The following is a 23384-nucleotide window of genomic DNA, read 5'->3' on the forward strand; positions in this document are numbered from 1 at the left end:
TAACCAAGCTGTATCATCATTATTATCATAACAATAATTAAATTGTAATGGTGGTTGTGTACAATCTACAAGGTTTAACACACATTGATCTTGCGTTAAGGATGTACTTGTGAGATTACAATTGGCATCATCGTCATTTACAACTGTAATTATAATTGGTGTATTATTTGCAAAAGGTCCAAAAGAAAATACTCCCGCGACCGTTGCATTTTGAGGCGCACTTCCTTGATCATCAGAAATTGTCATTGAAGTTGCAGAACCTAAATCGGTTAGATTTACATCTACAAAAAATTGTGGGCCGTTAATACAATCTTGTCTAACCGCGAAGTCTACAACAGGATCAACACAAGTGTTTTCGGTAATTGTTAGCGTATAAGCAACGTTCTGAGGTGATGCCCAAGTAGAAATAACAATATAGTAGGTTTGACCGTTAGTAACAGTTAAATTATCAATGATTAAATCATCTTGAGCGAAACCATTAATTGCTCCTGTTTCACATTGGTTACCAATATTTGCACAATCAGTATACACAAAAACACCTGTATAATTATCAGATAAATTAGATACAGTAATATCAATAGATGTATCGGCAGTTGGTGTATATGCATATACCACATCATCGCCATTTAAGTATCCGTTTCCAGAACCACAATCAGCTCCTGGAGTACCAGAATAATCATCGGTATAATTTGATGTATCGTCTGTAGTTGTATAAGGCAAGGGGTTTGTTACTACGATTGAACTTTCACAAACTTCCCCAGGTCCACTTACTCTATAGGCGAATGGTCCAACCCAAATACTTGTTCCGTCTGCACCACAATCAGCTCTAACATAAAATTCATAATTCGTTCCTTCTACTAATCCCATAACTGTATATGGGTTATTAGTCGTCATAGTTCCTGCATCAGTATCCGTTGGCGCAGGCCCTCCAGCATCTTGATTAATAACTTCCCATGCTGTTTCAGTTCCTCCAGGGGTCCAGCTTAAATCTGTTGTTGTAGATGTGATATTTGCCACAGCTAAATCTAAAGGAAAATTACAAGTAGAATTGTAAACTTGTACATTATCAACTAACCAATACCAAGCCCAATCGTTACCATCATTGTAAATAAATCGAACTTGCATATTCGCATTAGAATACGCAGTAATGTCAATATGCTGTTCGTCTGGCGCATCAAAATTTCCAGCATTAGCAGTTTGGTTTAATAATTCAACCCAGTTTGTTCCGTCAAAAACTTCTACAACAGCACTATCAGCTCCAATGTTATTATAAAACTGGTCGAAGTCAAAAAACAATGCTACAGCTCCAGTAGTATCAAAAACTGGTGAAGTCAGGGTTTCAATAAGTTCTGTTCCGTTACCATTCGTATCACTATCAACTATGGCACAATTTGTTCCATTGAGAGTATTCCCACCTCCTTGTTGTCCAGAAATCCACGAGTCACCTGTAGCGCCTCCTTCATCGGTAACTGTCCAAGTAGCTGGAATCTCCGCATCAAAATTTTCTTGTAAATACGTTTGTGCTTCTACCATAGAAAAGGTAAATATTAGCACAATAAATAAGATGTTTTTTTTCATTTGTGTTGGTTGTTTTAAAACTTTTCTTTTAATGATTTTTAGCATAAAATCATTGAAGCCATTTTTTGAGTATATCCAATAAAAGCTCTGCATGATTAGTGTCAGAGCTTTTTATATAGTTAGTTAATCATTTAGTTATGGTTTTTACTGAGCTTGTGGTCCTCCACTCACAATAATAAATTCAGATCTTCTATTCATTTGGTGTTCTTCGTCTGTACAGTTAGAACCGCAGTCTACTTTTAGTTCATTTTCTCCTTTACCCATTCCAGAAATTCTAGCTTTATCAATTCCTTTAGAAATCACATATTGAACTGTTGTTTTTGCTCTTCTATCTGATAATCTTTCATTATAAGGAGCAGATCCTCTGCTATCAGTATGAGACATGGCACTAATAACCATATCTGGGTATTTGTTCATAATTTGAACTAACTTATCCAATTCGAAAGCCGCTTGAGCTGTAACATTTGATTTATCAAATTCAAAATAAATAGGATTAAGATTAACCATCTCTGGGCCAACTATTTCTTCAATAGGATCTAACATGATACTAACTTCTTCTTCTTCTTCTTCAGAAGCACTTACAGTGATTTTCTGACTTTCATAACCATCCATCACAACTTCTAATCCTGATTGCTTTCCGCATTCAACAATAAATTCAACAGTACCATCAGCGTTGGTCACTTTCGATAAAACCATATTTCCTTGGTCATCAAATAATGTTACAGAGGCAGCATTAATTGGCTCACCTGTTTTAGAATCGGTAACTGTACCTGTTATAAGCACATCACATAGTGGTTGTAATTTTTTTATAGCATAAACATCATCGCCTCCTAATCCACCATCTCGGTTTGAAGACACGAAACCTTCTTCGGATTCTTCATCTAAATGGAAGGCAAAATCATCTGCATTACTATTAACTGGCACTCCAATATTTCTTACTGGACCCATTTTACCGTCTACTACTTTTGAGTAAAACACATCTAGATTCCCTAGACCCAAATGTCCATTTGAAGAAAAGTACAATGTGTTATTGCTACTTATATAAGGGAACATTTCATGACCTTGAGTATTTACTTTTTGGCCTAGATTTTCTGGCTCACCTAAAGAACCATCACTATTGATAGATGTTTTATAAATATCGTATAAACCAAATCCTCCTGGCATGTTAGAAGAAAAATACAATGTTTTACCGTCTGCACTTACAGATGGGTTTTTAACCGAATAATTATCACTATTGATTGGGAATCCTTCAACATTTCCCCATCCATCACTAGTCTTTATTGATTTGAACAATTGAAGCTGACTTATTCTATAATTTGTAATAGAATCTCTCTCGTATTCTTTCTCAAAATAACTCTCACGAGAAAAATACATAGTTTTCCCATCTGGAGAAAATGCTACAATACCTTCATGATATTTTGTATTAACTTTACCTCCAGCTAAGTTAGCAGCTTGGTAAGTTCCGTCATCATTTTTACTTAATTCATATATATCCAAAAATGGTTCTTCATTCCATCCGTAAGTTTTACGGCTTGTATTTCTAGCAGATGTGATGTAAAGTTTACCATCTTGAAGTGTTCCTCCAAAATCTGAATACTTAGTATTAAACCCTAGGTTTTGAATATTGAATTTTTTACCCTTTTCTAAAATTTTCGGTAAATAATCAGGATTCTTTTTGAATGCTATCGCTCTATCATCACTTGGACGCATTGAAGCAAATTTTGCCATTTGAGCATTAGATTCTTCATATTTCCCATTAGCCTTTAGCATTTGAGAATACTTAAAAATCACTTCTGGTTCATTAGAACCTTCAAGAGCCTTAGCATACCAACGTTCAGCTTCTTGAGTATTAAATACGTTGTAATAGGATTCTGCTAATTGACCGTATACATAAGGGTCTCCTTTCCCGTTTTCAATCAATTTGGCATAATCTTTAGCAGCTTCGACAAATTCAAATCTATTAAAGTGTTTATCTGCTTTTTTTGTGTCTTTATTTTGAGCAATTAAGCTGAAACTACTTAATGCTGCTATTGTAAAAAGTGTTAATAATTTTTTCATAATGTTTTAGCTTAATTGTTTAGAAGTATCTAGGTGAGCGTGAAACTTTCTTTGGAAAGTTTAAATCAAATAACAACAAAAATTCGTGTGATGCTGGTGCATACTTTTTAATATCTGAATTCACACTGTCATAAGCATACCCAACTCGTAAAGAAGGTGTTATTGCGAAATTAATCATCCCAGAAAAAGAGTCGTCTAATCTGTAAGAAGCACCTATTTCAAATTTTTCATAAAACAAAGCATTAAGGTTAACATCAAAAGATGTTGGTGCGTCAAATGCAGATTTCACTAAAAATGTAGGTTTTAATTTTGTGTTTGGAGATAATTCGAAAACATATCCACCTGTAAAGAAATAATGCGATTTTTCTGAACCTAACTTGTTACCATCAGCATCTAAGTGAACGGAATTCAAAATATTTGGAACAGACAAAGCTAGATAATAATTCTCTGTATAATAGAATAATCCTGCTCCAATGTTTGGAGTGGTCGTATTGATGTTTTGGAAGAACGGATCATTAGGATCGATAAGGTCAATATCGGCTAAGCCAATATCGTGAAATGTAGCTCCAGCCTTAACACCGAATGCTAATCTGTGATCTCCTCCTAATTGTAATGTATATGAAAAATCGGCATATGCATTAGTTTCTTTAATTGGTCCAACATTGTCTGCTATTATAGACAAGCCTACACCAACTTTTTCTCCAACTCGAAGGTGCCCAAAAAAGGTACCTGTCTCAGGAGCTCCATCAATACCAGCCCATTGAGTACGATATAGTAACCCAAATGAGAGATTCTCCTTAGAACCAGCGTATGCTGGGTTGATGACGTTCATATTATACATGTATTGTGTATATTGTGGATCTTGTTGTCCATACACTTGTGTTGCGATCAGCAATACAATAATGATATAGAATTTTTTCATTTGTTAGTTATTTGATTTTAGTTGTTTGGTTGAATCCTTTTTTTAATTTTATTTGGTCATTAATTGAGTCGCTGTATATAAACCCATGCACTTCTTCGCTTACCATCTTCATATTCCATAGTATAGAAATATGTCCCTACTGGCAATTCATCACCATCATTGGTTTGTCCATACCACTCGTTAGTATAGTTGGTCTTAGAAAACACTAAAGTCCCATTACGGTTAAATATTTCAAGTTTACTTACATCATAGCTACTTAAATCAAAAGTATCATTCATACCATCTCCGTTTGGTGAAATCCCTTGTGGGATAACACAACTATCAAGTTCTATGATTGTTTGTGAAGTTATGCTTGAACACATGGTTGCATCATTAAGCGTCACTTCAATTTCATAAAGTCCAGCTTCTAATACAGGCAATGATAAACTGTTTTCACCAGCAATAACTCCTCCATCTTGATACCATACGATGGTTACTTCAGATTCGGTATAGTTATTAGCTGTTGCAGTAATCAAAACTGCAACTGTTGCATTAGGACATACCTCATAATCGAAATCTGTAGAAAATGAAGTACTTGGCAATGGCTTAACTATTAAGTCAAATGGTGTTGTTGAGAAACAATCAAAAGAAATATTACTTTCAACTCTAGCATAAATTGTTTGAGAGGCACTACTATATAGTGAAGAAGTATCTATTGCATTCACACCAGCTTCAGCATCTGCTTCACTCTCGTAATAAGTTACTGTAAAATCTGTGCTACTTTGTCCATTCAAAATATTTGAGTCGTTGGCTGCTAAATCAAATAAAGCAACACCATCTATATCGTCATCACAAACTTCAATTGGAACACTAGTAGCATCTGGTATTGGGCCAGAAATAATTAAATCAAAACTAGTTGTAGCAGAGCAAAACTCTGCATTAGCATCCTCTATTCTTACATAAATAGTTTGTGGGTTAGATGTATTTGTATAGTTTAATGGTAATGGGTTGATATCAGACTGAGCATCTGATAAAGTTAAGTGATATGAAACATTAAAATCTGTATCAGATTGTGCTCCTAAAATTCCTGATGTTTGAATACTTAAATCAAAATCTTCAATTTCATCTGCTGAAATATCATCACAAGTAATAATGTCATCAACCGCATTTGCTACAGGTTCAAGACCAAATGTAACCGTTACTGAATCTTGCGCTTGAGAGTCACACTGTTCGTCATAAGCAATTACGGTATAGGTATTTGATGCAGTCACTGTCAATGTTGGTCCAGTTTCATCAGCAATGATAAAACCATTTTCGTACCACTCGTAGATATCAGCAAAAGGTGAATCTGCATTTAATACATAATCAGGGAAACCACAAAACTCTTGATCGGCCCCTAAGTCTACTTCAATCTCTGCAGTAATATCACCATCATCTGTTCCTCCAGAATTAGTCTGACTAATAGAAATAGTTCCTGGATTGTCTGAGAAGTTGGTCACCAACAAAACATATATTTCTCCTGCTAGAGCATTATCTATGGTAAGATTTTCAACGGAAACAAACGAGTAACTACAATCCACAATATTTCCAAAAGGATAGAAATTAGGATCTCCTGTGTTGTTAGGACAATCTCCTCCAGGATTAGGGCAACCTAGATCTAGGTTTCCACAAGCATTTGCTAAAGAATCGAATGGTCCCCAAAGCACGAAATCAACATCCAATCCATTTCCGGCATCGTCAACCTGAGCAATTTCTATTTCAATTAATCCAGGATCGCCAATTTGAAGAATGTTCCATGTAGGGTTTGGTGCAGAAAATAAACATGCAATATCTGTAGCATCTGGAATCCCAATAATATTAGAAGTTGTTAATGCTCCACCTGGTTCAGCACAAAAGTTCTCTGCATTTTCACAAATTATATTTGTTGGTGCTTCCTTAATACATAAATCGAATGTTGTCGTTACAGCGTCGTTTCCTCCAGAAAACACTCTAATATAATAGGTGTTTCCTACTACTAATTGAGGAGAAACCATAGCATCTCCATCAGCACATTCTAATTCTATTAGTGCATCACAAGCCCCTTCATACAAAGCAATATCGGTATTAAAACCTCCATTAATATTTACTAATGAAATCAATTGCACTTCACTTAAAGCTGTAAACTCAAACCATACATCATCATTAGGATTACCTCCGCATGATCCAGTTGGTACTCCAGAGTCTGTTGCTTCGATTAATGTTCCTGATGTTGTCAAAACACAAGAATCATCATCGTTAACAGCTGCCACCGTAGCATTACACGGATTATCATTTTCTGGTGGACAAGCCAACAACTCAATTGCATTACTATTAATTACACAGTTGATATCTTGATCATTGCTTATCGAAACAATGACATCTACTAAAAATGGAAATGGTCCAATTTGATAAACACCTGTTGCTGTAACTGGCACTGTTGTTACATCTATATTGTTTGATATGGTAAGCGATGTAGCATCTCCTAAACTCGTGATATTTACGTCTATTAAGAATTGATCTCCATTGTCACAATCATCTACGATTTGATAGGTTGCTGCTGGATTGATACATGTTGCACAAGACACCGTGAAATCGATTCCATTTAAACAACAACCACTTCCAGATTGACAACTTACTGATCCGTCTGAAGTAATTTGGAAGTAAATAGTATCTCCTGTAGATTGAAATGTTAATCCATCTAAGACACCATTATTACCTTCTCCATTATATAGTTCAGTGATACCATCAGAATCTAAAACCACTAAGAAATCAAAAGGCGCGCCTTCAATTTCCCCAGTGTTAATTGTTAAATTTAATGGTGACCCATCTGAGCTCGTATATGAAAATTGGTTTGAATCATTATTATCATAACAGTAGAATGAGTTTACTGGACCTGCAGTACAATCTACCAAATTTTCAGTACAAAACTCCTGATTAAATGTTGGACTAGATATTGTACAATTAGCATCATCATCATTGGCTATAGTAATTTCAACTGGTGTATTATTCGGATATGGTCCAAAAGTCACAATCCCTAAAGCACTTACCGTTTGAGAAGCACTCCCTTGATCATCACTCATTGTAATTGATGTCGCAGAACCTAAATTTGTTAAGTCAACATCTACAAAGAATTCTGGTCCAACTAGACAATTTGAAACTACAGTATAGGTAGCTTCTGGCTGAACACAAGTGGCACATGCCACGGTAAAATCCCAAGGCGCAGTACAACATCCACTACCAGATGCACAACTTACAGAGCCATCAGAATCAATTTCCATGTACATGGTATCTCCAGTTGAGTCAAATTCTAATCCAGAAAGATCTCCACCGTTATTTCCTTGAAATATTAACGGCGCTGTATTATCTGCACCATCATATACTAATATATCATCACAACAACCTTCAATTCCACCGGCATTAAAAGTCAATCTAATTGGACTTCCATCTGTTGATGTGAATGTCCAATTAGTAGTATCGTTATTATCGTAACAGTAATTAATTTGAGTTGGAGCTTGAGTACAATCAATAGCATAATTTGACTGAACTGTTGTCGTAAAAGTAACAGGTCCAACCCAAGTACTAAATCCATTGGCATCACAATTAGATCTTACCCAAACTTCGTATTCTGTTTGAAAATCTAAACTAGTAACTGAAGCCGATGGTGTTGACACTGTAGTTCCAGGACCTGAAGGCTCTCCTGTTCCAACTGGAACAACAACATATTCCCATGATGTTTCGCCACTGTTTGCTGTCCAACTAATATCTACAGAAGTTCCTCCAATATTAGCGATAGCGATCCCACTAGGTGGAATACAGAATGCTCCACAAGATTCTACTCTGATAAAATCAATAGACATATCGCCTTCAAAACCTGTACCAGCTCCACCATAGTTAAATTCTAGATAAATCACTTGTCCTAAATAAGCATCTAAGTTGATTCCTACAGGCACCCAAGCTTCAGTATCGGCAATTTGCAAATCTCCTACCCAAGTAAATAGGGAAGTAAATGGACCAGCAACATCAGTAGAAACACCAACATTTAAGGTTCCCATATCTGCACCAAAAGCGTGTAAAAAGAAAGATAATTCAGCACCATCTAAAGCCGATGTCAAATCAATTGCTGGGCTAATAGCTGAGGCTATATCAGTAGCATCGCCTGATGCTTCATATTCAAGGTGATTTCCTGTTCCTCCATCATAAGCATTTGCTGGGCCAGTTCCTCCCGAATTTCCACCAGCACCAGTTATATCCCAATTACCATTACTTCCATCAAAGCCTGTACCTGTCCAACCTAAAGGAGGATCTTGGTCAAAGTTTTCTGTGAAGATGAAAGAAGAAGAACCTGAAGCACAGGTAACTCCGTTAGGCGGTGGTGGTGGTATATTTAATGTTGTAAAGTTAATAGGACCAACCCAATTACTAAAACCATCTGTACTACAATCACTTCTTACATATACTTCATAAGCTGTACTCGGAGTTAATGCTGTTGCATTATATGGGTTGTTATTCATTGTTGTAACACCTGGACCAGTTGGTAAACCAGTTCCGGCATCTTGTATTGCTATTTCCCATGTAGTTTCTGCTCCTCCAGGAGTCCAGTTTACTTCAACCGAGTTTTCTGTAGCAGCTGTTATAGCGATTCCAGAAGGCTCTGGGCAACTTACCTCAAAGATTGTAACCGTGTCAAAAGCAACACCTTCATCTTGAACAGAACCATCAGATCCAAATGCCACTCTTAAAATGACATTGGCTTGTCCACCAAGTCCATTTAAGGCGTGTCTTGCAACTACCCAACCTGCAGAACCAGTTGTTCCTCGTCCAGTCCAACCGTCGTCTTGTCCTCCAGGATTCCCTGCAATGGTTCCATCATTATACCAATTGTTTGGATCACCTACATTTCCAACGTTTTGCCAAGAGGTTCCGTCATCAATCGACGATTGTAAAACCATACCGTCCCAACTAAATTCGGAATTCCACCAAACACTCATTTCAATAGAAGGTGCCGATAAGGAAGTTAAATCAAAAACCGGACTTACTACAATTCCATTTTCATTAGTATTATAGTCACCTGCTAAGTTAGTAACCCAAGCATTGGTGCCAGAGTCGGCACTATTAATAATTGCAGCTGTTGGAGCTCCAAGAGCCCAAGTTCCTGGATTAGCTGTATCTATAATCCATCCACCATCTCCGGATTCAAAATCTTCTAAGTATGGATAGGACGTAATCTGTGCATCAGCACACCAAATTGAGAAAGCAAAAAGGAATGATAACGAGAGTAAAATTTTTTTCATATTAATGAATGCTATTTAATTATTTAATCAATTGATTGTTAGCGCCTTAAATGTTGTTCCCAAGGTAGAATGGGGAATTCTCGACAAAAGAGTCATATTATATGGCTCAATTAAGCAACCGAAGATAAAAAAAAAAGACTGTTAACAAACCGTTAACAATGTTATAATAGATAAAACGCAATTATTATCGACAAAAAGGAAAAGACGTTAAGAACTTAAGCTTCGGTAGTATTTAATTGCACATAAACTGGAAAGTGATCACTATATCCTCCTTTATATTTTTTGCCAACATAAGTTCTAAACGGTTGCCCTTTATATTTCCCTTTATACTGCGTTAAAAACTTTTCATCAAAAATATCTGCACTGTCAAATTTTAGCTTATTATTTTGGGTTTCGAAGAAATTAGTAGAAAATAAAATTTGATCAAATAAATTCCACTTAAAATTATGATTTGAACTTCCTCTACTATAGGATAACATTGTTTCCATAGGATTGTAGAGTTCTCCTTTATTGGAAAGAAGTTTTATACTTTCATTACTTGGGTTGTCATTAAAATCACCCATGACAAGAATTTTAGCATTTGGGTCTTCTGATTTCAATTGATTGATAATTTCTATAACTTTTTCTGAAGCTTTCATGCGCTTTGGCATAGATTCCAATTCGCCTTCACGTCTCGAAGGCCAATGGTTAACAATACAATGAACTTTTTCAGAATGCAGAATTCCTGATACCAACAAAATGTCTCTCGTATAATCTTGGTCTCCTATTTCATCTTCAAGATAGACTGAAAATGTCTTAGAGTTTTCAACTGTAAAATCCGTTTTATCATAAATCAAAGCGACATCTATACCTCTTTCGTCTTGAGAGTTATAGTGTACAATCCCATAATCAAACGGTTCTAAATCTTTACTTTCGATTAAATCTTGAAGTACATTCTTGTTTTCAACCTCAGCCAAACCTATAATTGTTGGTGGTTTTTGAGTGTCAATAAATCCAATTTTAGAAATGACCTGACCTAATTTGAAAAGTTTTCGATCATACCGTTTTTTTGTCCAGCGCTTATCTGAGCCTGGCAAAAAATCGTTATCATGCTTGGTGGCATCATTATAGATATCGAATAGATTTTCGAGGTTATAAAATGCAACCGTATATGTCATTGTATTTAAATCTTGGGAATTCATGTCACAAATTTAAATTTTAAAATGTAATATGAGGAATTTTCAATTACGTAACTTTGTAAATTATTTGACTTTATGATTGAAAAAAAAGATATAGGATTAGAAAAAGCAGTACTTATTGGTGTTGTTACCAGAGATCAAAATGAAGAACAGTCTAATGAATATTTAGATGAACTCGAGTTTTTGACCTATACTGCAGGAGGTGAAGTTTTAAAACGTTTTACCCAAAAAATGGAGATGCCAAATCCAAAAACTTTTATTGGTTCTGGTAAAATGCAAGAGGTACAGAGTTATATTGAAGAACATAATGTTGGAACTGCAATTTTTGATGACGAACTTTCTGCAGGCCAAGAACGAAGCATTAGTAAAATATTAGGTTGTAAAGTGTTGGACAGAACTAATCTCATCCTCGATATCTTTGCTCAACGAGCAACAACAAGTTATGCTCGTACCCAAGTAGAATTAGCTCAATGCGAATATTTACTTCCTAGGCTTAAAGGAATGTGGACACACCTTGAACGACAAAAAGGTGGAATTGGAATGCGCGGTCCTGGTGAGACCGAAATTGAAACCGATAGACGTATTGTACGTGACAAAATTGCTTTACTAAAAGCAAAAATTAAAACGATTGACAAACAAATGGCTGTACAGCGTGGCAATCGAGGCAAAATGGTTCGCGTTGCTTTAGTTGGATATACCAATGTTGGAAAGTCAACATTAATGAATGTCGTTAGCAAAAGTGATGTTTTTGCTGAAAATAAATTATTTGCAACTTTAGACACTACAGTAAGAAAAGTGGTGATACAAAATTTACCTTTTTTGTTAACTGACACTGTAGGTTTTATCAGAAAATTACCGACGCAATTAATTGAGTCCTTCAAAAGCACATTGGACGAAGTTAGAGAAGCCGATTTATTACTTCATGTTGTTGATATTTCGCACCCAAACTTTGAAGAACATATAGAATCTGTAAATAAGATTCTTGGTGAAATAGATAGTTCTGACAAACCAATTATTATGGTATTTAACAAGATAGATACCTATGTAGCTGAACCATTTGATGATGATGATTTGGTAACCGAAAGAACCTCATTACATTACTCTCTTGATGAGTGGAAAAACACTTGGATGAATCGCGTTGGAAAAAATGCACTGTTCATTTCGGCATTAAACAAGGAGAACATAGATACGTTCAAAAAACGAATCTATGATGAAGTAAGAGAAATTCACGTGACGCGCTTCCCTTATAATCATTTTTTGTATCCTGATTATTCCGAAGAAACCAAATAATTAGCTATTCATTATAAAAAAAGCATCTCGAAATTATCGGGATGCTTTTTTTATAATGAAATCTGTGATTTAGAATTTGTAAGTCAGTCCTAAAGTATAATAGGTTTGTAAGTCGTTATCCACATTATCAAATGTAGGCGTATCTGCTACATCTCCATCAAAATTAGCCAAAGCGAAATTTAATGCTTCTTGCTTGTTACTTCTTAATCCGAAGTCAAAACCAACACCTATCATTTTCCAAAGGGTATAGCTAAAAGAATTGGTCCAAGTTACGTTAGACAAATCTCCACTTTTATAACTTTGAAACATTGATAAATTAGATTTAAAAGCTACAGCTCCAATTTGTCGTGTATAATCAGCTACAATTTTCGCACCTAAAGAAGATTCAAAAACAGAATCATTTTCTGCAAATACAAAGTTGTAGTTTAATGGATGAATCACAACGATCAAATTTTCAATTGGTGTCCATGTTGCACCAACACCAAGATCTAAATATCCTGGATCATTGAAGTTGTTTAAAAGCGTAGTTCTATATTCCATTAATCCTGAGATAGCGAATTTCTCACTTAATTTTCTTCCGTATAAAGAAGAAATATTAAAAATATCTGTTGTTGGTTCGAAATCGTCACTATCTAAATCGGTGTCTTTGTTGTCTAACTTTGTCCAGTTTAAATTAGTTGTTAAAGCATTTCTCCAGAAAAATTTATCCTGAATTAAATTAGCATATCCATTAACTGTAAACCCTATGTTTCCAGAGGAGTTATTTGGTGCAGCTTGAGCATAGTAGTTTTTGAAGTTAGATAAACTTCCTCCAATAACACCAAAGGCACCAACTCTCCAACCTGGTAAAGCGTCTATTTGTCCTTGCAATGCATCTGCTTCGGCTTGGGCTGCATCAGCAACAGCTTGTTTTTCTGCTTTTTGGGCTTGCAACTCTTCTTTAGTTTGCGAAAAACCAAAAGCCATTGATAACATCAATACTGCAGTTAAAAGTAATTTTTTAGTCATAATTTTAGTTTTAATAGTTTCCGATTTATTAATTCGAGTGTAAATATAATTTATTAGTCACTTGAACACCAGTTATTTGAAATAAAATAGAAATGTGAATTGTTAAATTGGACACACCGTTTACTTAAAAGTCACAACGACAGTTTTATTTTCTTTTGAAAAGAGGAACCGAGGAACATGCTTCTCCATACATGATAGATTTAGCCACTGGTTTTAATTTGCTAGACAGCATAATATAAGCATTTGAAGGTACAGGTTTGTTTGCACATCCTTTTATAATAATTGGTTTATCTATATAAGGTTTAAGATCAAGTGTATTGATAATATCTAGATAGATTACCGTCTCAAGAGTTTCTAAATCACCTATACATACGTTGTTGACATAAGGTTGTAACTCAACAGTTAAGAGCATGTAAGCCCAAGCAGGAATAATCGCATCGGTAGAACAAGTTAAGGCGACATATTGATTTTGATGCGTAGACCAATCATAATCATTAACTAGTTGTCTAAACTCTTTTTCTCTAAGCACAAAGCCTTCATATAACCAATCTTTGATATCAAAAACAAATCGTTCGCCTTCAGGATAGAAGTCTTCAAGATCTACAACCATCAATTTACTTTGCGCAACTCTATTTATGATCTCATCAGCCATATTAAAGCATTCCTAATTCGAGTTTTGCTTCTTCACTCATTAAGTCTTGAGTCCAAGGCGGATCGAAAGTAATTTCAACCTCAGCAGATTTCACGTCGTTTAATGACTTGACTTTTTCTTCAACTTCTAAGGGAAGTGTCTCTGCAACTGGACAGTTTGGTGTAGTTAAAGTCATTAAGATTTTGACCTCATAATCCTCATTGACGAACACGTCGTAAATAAGGCCTAATTCGTAAATATCAACCGGAATTTCTGGATCGAAAATTGTTTTAATAACTCTTATTATTTTTTCACCTAAAAGGTTTGTGTCTAATGTTGTCTCGCTCATCTTGAACTAGTTTAATTGTGTTTGGTATGCAATCGCATACATTTTGATTTGTTTAACCATACTAACCAATCCGTTGGCTCGTGTTGGAGATAAATGTTCTTTAAGACCTATTTTGTCGATAAAATCGGTATTGCTTTCAATAATAGCTTTTGGATGTTGATTAGAAAATGTTCTAATCAAAATGGCTATAATACCTTTGGTAATAATCGCATCACTATCTGCAGTAAAAGTCAAACTATCATCATCCATTTCAGCATGCAGCCAAACCTTACTTTGACAGCCTTTAATGATATTGTCTTCAGTCTTGAATTCTAAGTCTATTAGAGGCAGACTCTTCCCAAGATCTATCATATATTGGTAACGTTCCTCCCAATCCTCAAACATTGAAAACTCATCTATTAGTTCTTCTTGTATTTCTGCAATTGTCATCTTCAATTTTTTAGCTGTAGCAACATTCATTTCCAAAGACACAAAGATAAGGCTTCTCTATTGTTTCTCAACAATAGCTTTGATAGATAATATCTTTTCTACGAGGTCATTAATTGTTTTAGGAGGTTTTCCATGATCAAAGTTATTGGTTCTATATATCTCTTCTCCTTTTGAAATTTCTAAGGAAGCTGCTGGTTCAGCATCATATTGATGTGTTTTAGAAGGTGCTTCTAACTCTGAAAGTGATGTTTCATCAATCTCTTTTAATAATTTGATAAAGGCTTCTTTTTCTTTCTTCGGAATTAGACGTGTTGTCATATCCTTTAAGTTATAATCCTTTGTATATGTTATAGAATCTCCTTCAATCCATATTTGCAAATAAAACCCTCTTGTCGAAGCACGATAGCTGATTTTCATATTTTCCTGAAGTCTCATTTCTGACGTTTCCACAGTCATTTCTGTTGTCACATCATTTGTTGCCGCCTGCGCTTTATTTTTATCACATTCTTTTGCTGAAATCAGTATAACGAGTAAACTTATAATTAGTTTCATACTATCAATTTTTAAGTGTTTATAGTAATATTACAAAAAAGAAGCCAAACTTTATGACAACATCATTTTGGCTTTCTTAACACCTTCAATTAAAGCATCTATTTCGGCTTTCGTATTGTAAAATGCAAACGATGCCCTTATCGTTCCCGGAATATTAAAGAAATCCATAATAGGTTGTGCACAATGATGACCTGTTCGAACTGCAATTCCCATTTTATCTAGAATTGTCCCAACATCATATGGATGAATCCCTTCTAGATTAAAAGAGATGACTGACGTTTTATGACTAAGATCTTTTGGACCAATGATATTCAAACCGTCAATTTGTAATAACTGTTCTGTAGCATATTTTAAAAGCTCATGCTCGTAAGATGCTATGGCATCAAAACCAATGGCATTCATATAATCTACAGCAGCTCCAAAAGCAATGCCTCCACAAATATTTGGCGTTCCTGCTTCAAACTTATGTGGCAAGCCAGCATAGGTGGTTTTCTCAAAAGTAACTTGATCTATCATTTCACCTCCACCTTGGTAAGGCGGCAATTTATTAAGCCATTCCTCTTTTCCGTAGAGCATACCAACGCCTGTTGGTCCACACATTTTATGAGCTGATGTGACATAAAAATCAACATCCAAGGCTTGAACATCTGGTTTGATATGCGGACACGATTGCGCGCCATCCACTAAAACAGCTGCACCAACTTGATGCGCCTTATAAATCATCTCTTCAATGGGATTAATCGTTCCTAATGCATTTGAGATATGGTTAACAAAAACGAGTTTTGTGTGTTCTGAAAGCAAAGCGTCATAGGCACTCATAATCAACTCTCCATTGGTATTCATAGGAATCACTTTCAAAGTAGCGCCAGTACGTTCACATAACATTTGCCACGGCACAATATTACTATGATGTTCTAAAGCCGAAACCAAAACCTCATCCTTTTTCTGGAGTAAACTTGAGAATCCATTTGCTACCAAATTGATCCCATGAGTCGTTCCAGATGTTAAAATGACTTCATGGCTATGCTTCGTATTGAAATGCTTCTGAATCTTTAAGCGCGCTTCTTCATATAGATCGGTTGCTTCCTGGCTTAACGTATGAACACCTCTATGAATATTTGCGTTATAATTAGAGTAATAATCAACAATCACATCAATCACCTGTTGTGGTGTTTGTGAGGTGGCTGCATTATCAAAATATATTAAGGGCTTCCCGTTGACCTTTCGGTTCAGGATTGGGAAATCTTCTCTGATTTTATCGACTTTTAGCATGGCTTTTAATTTTTACTAGCCCAGATTGAGGCATTTGTTGGAGCTCCTCGCAGAGAGCGACTGCCGAAAGCTGGAAATAGCTTCAAATACTAATTATGATTCTTATTTAAAGATTCTTACGCTTTATGGAACTAAAGATTAAACCCAATATTCACACCTAATTTATTAGCGATAATCTTAGTGATACGTTGTTTGATTTCGGGAATTTTAACTGAATTTAAAACGTTATTACTAAACGCAAACATTAATAAGGCTTTGGCTTCTTTTTCTGGAATTCCGCGAGAGCGCATATAAAACATTGCACTTTCATCTAATTGACCAATAGTACAACCATGTGAACATTTTACATCATCTGCAAAAATCTCTAACTGAGGCTTGCTATTAATTGATGCTTTATCACTCAATAATATATTATTATTAGATTGAAACGCATTTGTTTTTTGAGCTTCTTTATTTACAACAACCTTTCCATTAAAAACACCCGTAGACTTATCTGAAAAAATACCTTTATAATCTTGATGACTTTCACAATTTGGTTCTATGTGATGCACCAACGTATTATGATCTACATGTTGCTTGTCTCCAATAATAGTAACGCCGTTTAAAGTGGAGTCTATACGCTCACCATTTTGATAGAAATTAAGATTATTACGTGTTAATTTTCCGCCGAAAGTAAAGGTATGCATTGAGACATGACTTTGTCTTTTTTGATTGATAGATGTATTATCAATCAATGATGCGCTTTCTTTATCGTTTTGGATTTTATAATAGTCAACAATTGCTCTTTTATTAGCAAATATCTCTGTAACACTATTAGTTAAAACAGGATTTTCAGTCAAACTTTGATGACGTTCAATAATCTGAACATGAGAATTTTCATCTACAACAATCAAGTTACGAGGTTGCAACATTACAGCCGATTCATTTCCTGTTGAGAAATGAATAATCTGAATTGGTTTTGCTACCAATTTATTCTTTGGAATATGTATGTATGCACCTTCTTGAGAGAATGCTGTGTTTAGAGATGATAAGCCGTCTTTTGAAGCCACTTTATTGAAATAGTTTTCAATAATAAGTTGATACTTTGGTTTTGATAAAGCAGACGACATTAGGCATACATCAATACCATCATGTGTGGTTTGTGATAAATGTGAAGAATACTTTCCGTCGATAAAAATAATCTTGTAGCTATCGATATCGTGAATGAAATATTTCTTAACATCGCTGTATTCAATGGCGTTTTCTTGCTTCGGAAAAACGCTATAATCATGTTTTAAAACACTGTTTAATGACGTGTATTTCCAAGCTTCATCACGCTTAGATGGAAAGCCTATATCTTCAAATGTTTTTATCGCTTTACTACGCACATTATGAACTGGAGCATCGATATCTACCGTGTTCTCAAATGCCATAAATGACGATACTAATTTATCTTTTAAATCCATTGTTTCAGTTTTCAGTCTCAGTCTCAGTCTCAGTTTTGAATAAACACAAACCGCATTTTATGACCTTCCGACCTTTAATTTGCATATTCAGTTTAAGTAAGCTAGTGCAAACTACCACTGAATACTGTGAACTAATTAAGCGTCAACTTCTTCTTTAATCCAATCGTAACCTTTTTCTTCCAACTCGTGCGCCAATTCTTTTGTTCCAGATTTCACAATACGACCATTGTGTAAAACATGCACAAAATCTGGCACTATATAATCTAACAAACGTTGGTAATGTGTAATCACAATCACAGCATTATCTTTACTCTTAAGCTTGTTTACGCCATTTGCAACAATACGCAACGCATCAATATCTAAACCAGAATCTGTTTCATCCAAGATCGCCAGTTTAGGCTCTAACATTGCCATTTGGAAAATTTCATTACGTTTTTTCTCTCCCCCAGAAAATCCTTGGTTTAAAGAACGTGACAAAAACTTTCTATCAATTTCAAGGAGTTCAGATTTTTCACGAATCATTTTCAGCATTTCTTTAGCAGGCATGTCTTCTAAGCCTTTTGCTTTTCTAGTTTGGTTGATTGCGGTTTTCATAAAGTTAGTAACACTAACTCCAGGAATTTCAACTGGATATTGAAATGATAAGAAGATACCTTTATGAGCACGTTCTTCTGCAGCCAATTCGTCAATATCTTCACCATTTAAAAGGATCTCTCCTTTGTCAACTTCATATTCCTCTTTACCTGCAATAACAGCAGCTAATGTGCTTTTTCCAGAACCATTTGGCCCCATAATCGCATGGACTTCTCCTGCTTTTACTTCTAAATTAATGCCTCTTAAAATGGCCTTATCTTCAACACTTGCGTGTAAATTATTTATTTTTAACATACTATTTGCTACCTAGTTTAATAACTTCGTTTTCGTTTGGATTAGGTTCAGACACCTGTAATATTTCTTTTATTTCAATGATATCTTCCCAACCTTCAACGTTAGGATCTTTTTTAAACATTCGTCCGCGAATGGTTACTGGAACCATATCTGTATCTTCTGTTTTATATTGCTGCACTTGTCGATCTAATTCGTGCATTTTTTTGTCGATGACAATACCATACATTTGAGTAGATGTTTGTAACACAGCCGCTTTATCTTTTTCTGAATAAATAAAGTTACCTTGTAATGCAATTAGACCGTCGCTTTGCTTTAGGGTCTTTCCTGGTTCGGCAACTATAGTTTTATCTTCTTGAGTTGCTTCAGTATCATTTTTTTTATCTTCTTTACAGCTTATTGTAACTGCGAAAATCATAAATAGTAAAACTGCTTTTTTCATAATCTTAGTTTTATCCTACAGAACCTTCTAAACTTATTTCTAATAATTTTTGTGCTTCTACGGCAAATTCCATTGGCAACTTATTAAGCACTTCTTTGCTAAACCCGTTAACAATTAAGGCAATGGCTTTTTCGGTATCAATACCACGTTGATTACAGTAGAAAATTTGATCTTCACCAATTTTACTAGTTGTTGCTTCGTGTTCTATTTGAGCCGTTTTATTTTTAACTTCTATGTACGGAAATGTATGCGCTCCACATTCGTTACCCATTAATAAACTGTCACACTGAGAGAAGTTACGTGCATTGTCAGCTCTTGAGCTTATTTGTACTAATCCTCTGTATGAGTTTTGAGATTTTCCTGCTGAAATTCCTTTGGAAATAATTGTGGATTTTGTGTTTTTCCCTAAGTGAATCATCTTTGTGCCTGTATCTGCTTGCTGATAGTTATTAGTCACAGCAATAGAATAAAATTCGCCTACCGAATTATCACCTTTCAAAATGCATGAAGGATATTTCCAAGTCACAGCACTTCCTGTTTCTACTTGAGTCCAAGAGATTTTCGCATTTTTCTCACATAGACCACGTTTGGTAACAAAGTTGTAAACGCCTCCTATACCTTCGGCGTTTCCAGGATACCAGTTTTGAACAGTAGAATATTTAATTTCTGCATCATCTAAGGCAACTAACTCTACAACTGCGGCATGCAATTGGTTTTCATCACGACTTGGTGCTGTACAACCTTCTAGGTAAGACACATAACTACCTTCATCTGCGATAACAAGCGTTCTTTCAAATTGACCTGTTCCTGCTTGATTGATTCTAAAGTATGTTGACAATTCCATTGGGCAACGTACGCCTTTTGGAATGTAGCAAAAACTACCATCACTAAACACGGCACTATTTAAAGCAGCATAGAAATTATCTTTCTGCGGAACAACAGTTCCTAAATATTTTTTAACGAGTTCTGGATGTTCTTTTATAGCTTCGGAAATACTCATGAAGATAATTCCTTTCTCGCCTAAAGTCTTTTTAAATGTTGTTGCTACTGAAACAGAATCTACAACAATATCCATTGCCACATTATTCATCTTCTTCTGTTCATCTACCGAAATACCCAGTTTTTTATACATCGCTAATAGATCTGGATCTACGTCATCTAATGTTTTATTTGGATCTACAGCTACAGGAGCAGAATAATAAGCTATGGCTTGAAAATCTGGTTTTTTATAATGTACATTCGCCCATTCAGGTTCTGCCATTTTTTTCCATGCACTAAATGCTTCTAATCGCCATTCAGTCATCCATTCAGGCTCTTCTTTTTTCTTAGAAATAGCGCGAACAATGTCTTCATTTAAACCAATAGGAAAGGTTTCTGATTCAATGTCTGTATAAAAACCATACTCGTATTCTTTGGTTTTTAATTCTTCCCTTAAATCATCTTCTGTATATTTATTACTCATAAATCTTTTTTAAAGTGAGAAAGATTCTCCACAACCACAGGTTCGATTAGCATTAGGATTGTTAAACACAAATCCTGCACCATTTAACCCTCCAGAATACTCTAAGGTTGTACCTATCAAATACAAAAAGCTCTTTTTATCAACGATGATTTTAACACCATTATCTTCAAAAACTTTATCGTCTTCCTTTTGTTCCTTATCAAACTTCAAATCATACGACAAACCAGAGCATCCACCACTTTTCACACCAACTCTAACAAAGTCGGTAGCGCTATAGCCATCATCGCTCATGAGCTCAATTACTTTCTTTTTAGCTGTATCTGATACTTTAATCATGTCTTATATAGAATTTGTCTAAATAGATTGCAAATATAAGACATAAGTAGTGTTAATTCATAATTCCTAACATTATATTAGCAAATAATAGCATAGGCTTATGTTATACATATAAAGAATGTATATTGATTAAAACCTAATTAACAAATCAGGTGTTTTTTAAACCGAAAATTGCTTTCTAGAACACTGGTTATTTAAAAGAAAAAGCTGTCTTAACGCTGTATTGATATCTCGGTTTTTAAATGGAATTACTTCGAACTCTCCGCTATCACTAACCGAAATTTTTGAATTGCAGGTTTTACATGTCAATTCATCATTAGAAGGAATCGTCATTGATGAGCGCTCTAAATTATGTCCAAATACCGAGCATGATAGCTCGTTAGTAGTGTTGGTTTGCATAGTAGGTAATAAGATTTGGGATGGCTAACATAAGGGTTTTAGTTTTGAATATCGTTGAAATACACGTTTTTTCGATGAAATACACGTTTTAAGATTTCTGAAGACCTTAAAAATACCTTAAATGAATACTTTGCTTCAAAAAAAGCTCCTATTTTTGCAGCATGATAGAAGATAAAAATCCGCAACGTACCTCATTAGAACAGCTAGGAGAGTTTGGTCTTATTGAGCATTTGACTAAGAATTTTGACATTAAACAAACATCTACAGTTAGAAGTATTGGTGACGATGCTGCTGTCTTAGATTTTAAATCCAACCCTATTGTAGTTACTACAGATTTACTGGTGGAGAATGTTCATTTTGATCTCTCTTATGTTCCTCTAAAACATTTGGGTTACAAAGCTGTGATTGTCAACTTGAGTGATGTGTATGCCATGAATGCCGTTGCGACTCAAATTACAGTTTCTATTGCCGTATCCAATCGTTTTCCTCTTGAGGCTTTAGAAGAATTATATGCTGGAATTGAAACTGCCGCAAAGGTTTACAATATTGATGTTGTAGGAGGAGATACAACCTCTTCTACAACAGGTCTTATCATTTCGATAACCGCAATTGGTGAATCTAAAAAAGAAGATATTGTTTATAGAGATGGTGCAAAACCTAATGACTTACTTGTAGTCACTGGTGATATTGGCGCAGCCTATATGGGATTGCAAGTATTAGAACGCGAAAAAGAAGTATTTAAAGTAAACCCTCAAAATCAGCCAGATTTAGAGCTTTATACGTACATCATAGAACGACAATTAAGGCCTGAAGCAAGAAAGGATATTGTAGAACTACTAAAAAAACTAGATGTAAAACCAACATCTATGATTGATATTAGCGATGGTTTGTCTTCAGAAGTCATACATATTTGCAAACAAAGTGATGTAGGTGTTGAGATTTATGAGAATAAAATTCCGTTAGACCCTCAAGTCATTTCTACTTGTGAAGAATTCAATGTAGATAGCACAACTATGGCTTTAAATGGGGGTGAGGATTATGAGTTATTGATGACAATTTCTCAGGAAGACTTCCCTAAGATAAAAGGCAACCCAGACCTTACGGTCATAGGTTATATCACAGAAAAAGAAAGAGGTATGCACTTAATCACACGAGGCGAACAAGTAGTTCCTATTATAGCTAAAGGTTGGAATGCTATGAAAAATGAGGAGTAAAATCTAATACTGGTTGCTCAACAGGTGCAGCTTTTACAACTGCTTTTTGCTGAATTCTTAGAGCTCTTCTATTATGAATTCGTTCTAAAACCGAATTGATTTCTTTATACTTTGGTGTTAGTAGTGTTAAACCACCTTTACCATCTGTTGTAACTTCAGAACTACAATGCAAACATTTGTATTCTTTTACGTGATATGTAATATTTTTGGATACGTCGTAGTGGTGACCAAAAATTGAGCAGTAGAGACTTTTCACTGTATTAAATTATTTAGTTATTAAATTAGAGGATATCTAAATATATAAAAATCAAATAAAAAGGTGAGATTTTACCTTAATATATCGATGAACTGAGTGATTTATTCTTTAAACGTGACATTCTGCGTGTATAAATGTCTTCTAAAATGGCATTTATCTCCTGATACTTAGGCGTTAATTCTGTAAGTTTACCATTACTATTTGTAGTTAATTGACGCCTACAACATTTGCAAGTATACTCTTTTACATGCAAAGTTACTTTTTTAGTCATCTCATAATTATGACCAAATATATCGCAGTAAATTCTTAACGGACTGGAAGACTTCGTAGTAGTATTTTTCATGACTCTTAGATTTGGGGACTATAAACCTATTAAAAAAAAGACATTTA

20 protein-coding genes are annotated in these 23384 nt (G+C 35.0%); 2 read left to right on the forward strand and 18 right to left on the reverse strand.

Annotated features, from left to right (window positions below):
- The 5 genes from V7719_RS09735 to V7719_RS09755 all read right to left on the reverse strand — a co-directional run.
- A partial coding sequence (locus V7719_RS09735; RefSeq protein ID WP_335729711.1) for a fibronectin type III domain-containing protein occupies positions 1-1578 on the reverse strand: 1578 nt, incomplete at its 3' end.
- 144 nt (positions 1579-1722) lie between these two features.
- The gene (locus tag V7719_RS09740; RefSeq protein WP_335729712.1) at positions 1723-3636 is read right to left on the reverse strand and encodes an OmpA family protein; all 1914 of its coding nucleotides are present in this window, start codon (positions 3634-3636) and stop codon (positions 1723-1725) included.
- Positions 3637-3655: 19 nt separating this feature from the next.
- The gene (locus tag V7719_RS09745; protein ID WP_335729713.1) at positions 3656-4558 is read right to left on the reverse strand and encodes a PorP/SprF family type IX secretion system membrane protein; all 903 of its coding nucleotides are present in this window, start codon (positions 4556-4558) and stop codon (positions 3656-3658) included.
- 59 nt (positions 4559-4617) lie between these two features.
- Positions 4618-9846, reverse strand: coding sequence for a gliding motility-associated C-terminal domain-containing protein (locus V7719_RS09750; RefSeq protein ID WP_335729714.1), 5229 nt, complete (start codon positions 9844-9846; stop codon positions 4618-4620).
- 215 nt (positions 9847-10061) lie between these two features.
- Positions 10062-11027, reverse strand: a complete 966-nt coding sequence (locus V7719_RS09755; protein WP_335729715.1) for an endonuclease/exonuclease/phosphatase family protein — start codon at positions 11025-11027, stop codon at positions 10062-10064.
- A gap of 72 nt (positions 11028-11099) precedes the next feature.
- Between V7719_RS09755 and hflX the strand changes: the two genes are divergently transcribed.
- Positions 11100-12314, forward strand: a complete 1215-nt coding sequence (gene hflX, locus V7719_RS09760; RefSeq protein WP_335729716.1) for a GTPase HflX — start codon at positions 11100-11102, stop codon at positions 12312-12314.
- Positions 12315-12383: 69 nt separating this feature from the next.
- Here the strand turns inward: hflX and V7719_RS09765 are convergent, their stop codons facing one another.
- The 12 genes from V7719_RS09765 to V7719_RS09820 all read right to left on the reverse strand — a co-directional run bounded on the left by V7719_RS09765 (position 12384) and on the right by V7719_RS09820 (position 21524).
- A complete protein-coding gene (locus tag V7719_RS09765) occupies positions 12384-13322 on the reverse strand; it encodes a DUF3078 domain-containing protein (protein ID WP_335729717.1) in 939 nt (312 codons plus the stop codon).
- A gap of 145 nt (positions 13323-13467) precedes the next feature.
- Entirely contained in the window at positions 13468-13974 is a 507-nt protein-coding gene (locus V7719_RS09770) for a DUF2480 family protein (protein ID WP_335729718.1), read from the reverse strand.
- A gap of 1 nt (position 13975) precedes the next feature.
- Positions 13976-14302, reverse strand: coding sequence for a DUF59 domain-containing protein (locus V7719_RS09775; protein ID WP_335729719.1), 327 nt, complete (start codon positions 14300-14302; stop codon positions 13976-13978).
- A gap of 6 nt (positions 14303-14308) precedes the next feature.
- Positions 14309-14731 carry a SufE family protein gene (locus tag V7719_RS09780; protein ID WP_335729720.1) on the reverse strand — a complete coding sequence of 141 codons (423 nt, stop codon included), beginning with the start codon at positions 14729-14731 and terminating at the stop codon, positions 14309-14311.
- Positions 14732-14788: 57 nt separating this feature from the next.
- On the reverse strand, positions 14789-15283 hold the full coding sequence (locus V7719_RS09785; protein ID WP_335729721.1) for a hypothetical protein: 495 nt from the start codon (positions 15281-15283) through the stop codon (positions 14789-14791).
- Between the two features lie 51 nt (positions 15284-15334).
- A complete protein-coding gene (locus V7719_RS09790; RefSeq protein WP_335729722.1) occupies positions 15335-16555 on the reverse strand; it encodes an aminotransferase class V-fold PLP-dependent enzyme in 1221 nt (406 codons plus the stop codon).
- A 131-nt stretch (positions 16556-16686) separates the two neighbouring features.
- Positions 16687-18000, reverse strand: a complete 1314-nt coding sequence (sufD, locus tag V7719_RS09795; protein WP_335729723.1) for a Fe-S cluster assembly protein SufD — start codon at positions 17998-18000, stop codon at positions 16687-16689.
- Positions 18001-18135: 135 nt separating this feature from the next.
- Complete coding sequence (gene sufC / locus V7719_RS09800) at positions 18136-18888, reverse strand: Fe-S cluster assembly ATPase SufC (protein ID WP_335729724.1); 753 nt, start codon at positions 18886-18888, stop codon at positions 18136-18138.
- A gap of 1 nt (position 18889) precedes the next feature.
- Positions 18890-19327: a hypothetical protein gene (locus tag V7719_RS09805; RefSeq protein ID WP_335729725.1), complete on the reverse strand. Its 438-nt coding sequence runs from the start codon at positions 19325-19327 to the stop codon at positions 18890-18892.
- 10 nt (positions 19328-19337) lie between these two features.
- Positions 19338-20789 carry a Fe-S cluster assembly protein SufB gene (gene sufB, locus V7719_RS09810; RefSeq protein ID WP_335729726.1) on the reverse strand — a complete coding sequence of 484 codons (1452 nt, stop codon included), beginning with the start codon at positions 20787-20789 and terminating at the stop codon, positions 19338-19340.
- Between the two features lie 9 nt (positions 20790-20798).
- Positions 20799-21125 (reverse strand): HesB/IscA family protein, encoded by a 327-nt coding sequence (locus V7719_RS09815; protein WP_335729727.1) that lies wholly within the window; start codon positions 21123-21125, stop codon positions 20799-20801.
- Between the two features lie 159 nt (positions 21126-21284).
- A complete protein-coding gene (locus V7719_RS09820) occupies positions 21285-21524 on the reverse strand; it encodes a hypothetical protein (RefSeq protein ID WP_335729728.1) in 240 nt (79 codons plus the stop codon).
- A 161-nt stretch (positions 21525-21685) separates the two neighbouring features.
- Between V7719_RS09820 and thiL the strand changes: the two genes are divergently transcribed.
- The gene (thiL, locus tag V7719_RS09825) at positions 21686-22738 is read left to right on the forward strand and encodes a thiamine-phosphate kinase (protein WP_335729729.1); all 1053 of its coding nucleotides are present in this window, start codon (positions 21686-21688) and stop codon (positions 22736-22738) included.
- Here the strand turns inward: thiL and V7719_RS09830 are convergent.
- Positions 22719-22994: a hypothetical protein gene (locus V7719_RS09830; protein WP_335729730.1), complete on the reverse strand. Its 276-nt coding sequence runs from the start codon at positions 22992-22994 to the stop codon at positions 22719-22721. The genes thiL and V7719_RS09830 overlap by 20 nt on opposite strands.
- Positions 22995-23384: the final 390 nt, after the last annotated feature.

Source organism: Psychroserpens sp. (assembly GCF_036960315.1).
In the GTDB taxonomy this organism is placed as follows: Bacteria; Bacteroidota; Bacteroidia; order Flavobacteriales; family Flavobacteriaceae; genus Psychroserpens.

Excerpts from the sequence above, each read along its gene's own strand:
- V7719_RS09740 (WP_335729712.1), bottom strand. The coding sequence starts at position 3,636 with ATGAAAAAATTATTAACACTTTTTACAATAGCAGCATTAAGTAGTTTC.
- V7719_RS09745 (WP_335729713.1), bottom strand. The coding sequence starts at position 4,558 with ATGAAAAAATTCTATATCATTATTGTATTGCTGATCGCAACACAAGTG.
- V7719_RS09750 (WP_335729714.1), bottom strand. The coding sequence starts at position 9,846 with ATGAAAAAAATTTTACTCTCGTTATCATTCCTTTTTGCTTTCTCAATT.
- V7719_RS09755 (WP_335729715.1), bottom strand. The coding sequence starts at position 11,027 with ATGAATTCCCAAGATTTAAATACAATGACATATACGGTTGCATTTTAT.
- hflX (WP_335729716.1), top strand. The coding sequence starts at position 11,100 with ATGATTGAAAAAAAAGATATAGGATTAGAAAAAGCAGTACTTATTGGT.
- V7719_RS09765 (WP_335729717.1), bottom strand. The coding sequence starts at position 13,322 with ATGACTAAAAAATTACTTTTAACTGCAGTATTGATGTTATCAATGGCT.
- V7719_RS09770 (WP_335729718.1), bottom strand. The coding sequence starts at position 13,974 with ATGGCTGATGAGATCATAAATAGAGTTGCGCAAAGTAAATTGATGGTT.
- V7719_RS09775 (WP_335729719.1), bottom strand. The coding sequence starts at position 14,302 with ATGAGCGAGACAACATTAGACACAAACCTTTTAGGTGAAAAAATAATA.
- V7719_RS09780 (WP_335729720.1), bottom strand. The coding sequence starts at position 14,731 with ATGACAATTGCAGAAATACAAGAAGAACTAATAGATGAGTTTTCAATG.
- V7719_RS09785 (WP_335729721.1), bottom strand. The coding sequence starts at position 15,283 with ATGAAACTAATTATAAGTTTACTCGTTATACTGATTTCAGCAAAAGAA.
- V7719_RS09790 (WP_335729722.1), bottom strand. The coding sequence starts at position 16,555 with ATGCTAAAAGTCGATAAAATCAGAGAAGATTTCCCAATCCTGAACCGA.
- sufD (WP_335729723.1), bottom strand. The coding sequence starts at position 18,000 with ATGGATTTAAAAGATAAATTAGTATCGTCATTTATGGCATTTGAGAAC.
- sufC (WP_335729724.1), bottom strand. The coding sequence starts at position 18,888 with ATGTTAAAAATAAATAATTTACACGCAAGTGTTGAAGATAAGGCCATT.
- V7719_RS09805 (WP_335729725.1), bottom strand. The coding sequence starts at position 19,327 with ATGAAAAAAGCAGTTTTACTATTTATGATTTTCGCAGTTACAATAAGC.
- sufB (WP_335729726.1), bottom strand. The coding sequence starts at position 20,789 with ATGAGTAATAAATATACAGAAGATGATTTAAGGGAAGAATTAAAAACC.
- V7719_RS09815 (WP_335729727.1), bottom strand. The coding sequence starts at position 21,125 with ATGATTAAAGTATCAGATACAGCTAAAAAGAAAGTAATTGAGCTCATG.
- V7719_RS09820 (WP_335729728.1), bottom strand. The coding sequence starts at position 21,524 with ATGCAAACCAACACTACTAACGAGCTATCATGCTCGGTATTTGGACAT.
- thiL (WP_335729729.1), top strand. The coding sequence starts at position 21,686 with ATGATAGAAGATAAAAATCCGCAACGTACCTCATTAGAACAGCTAGGA.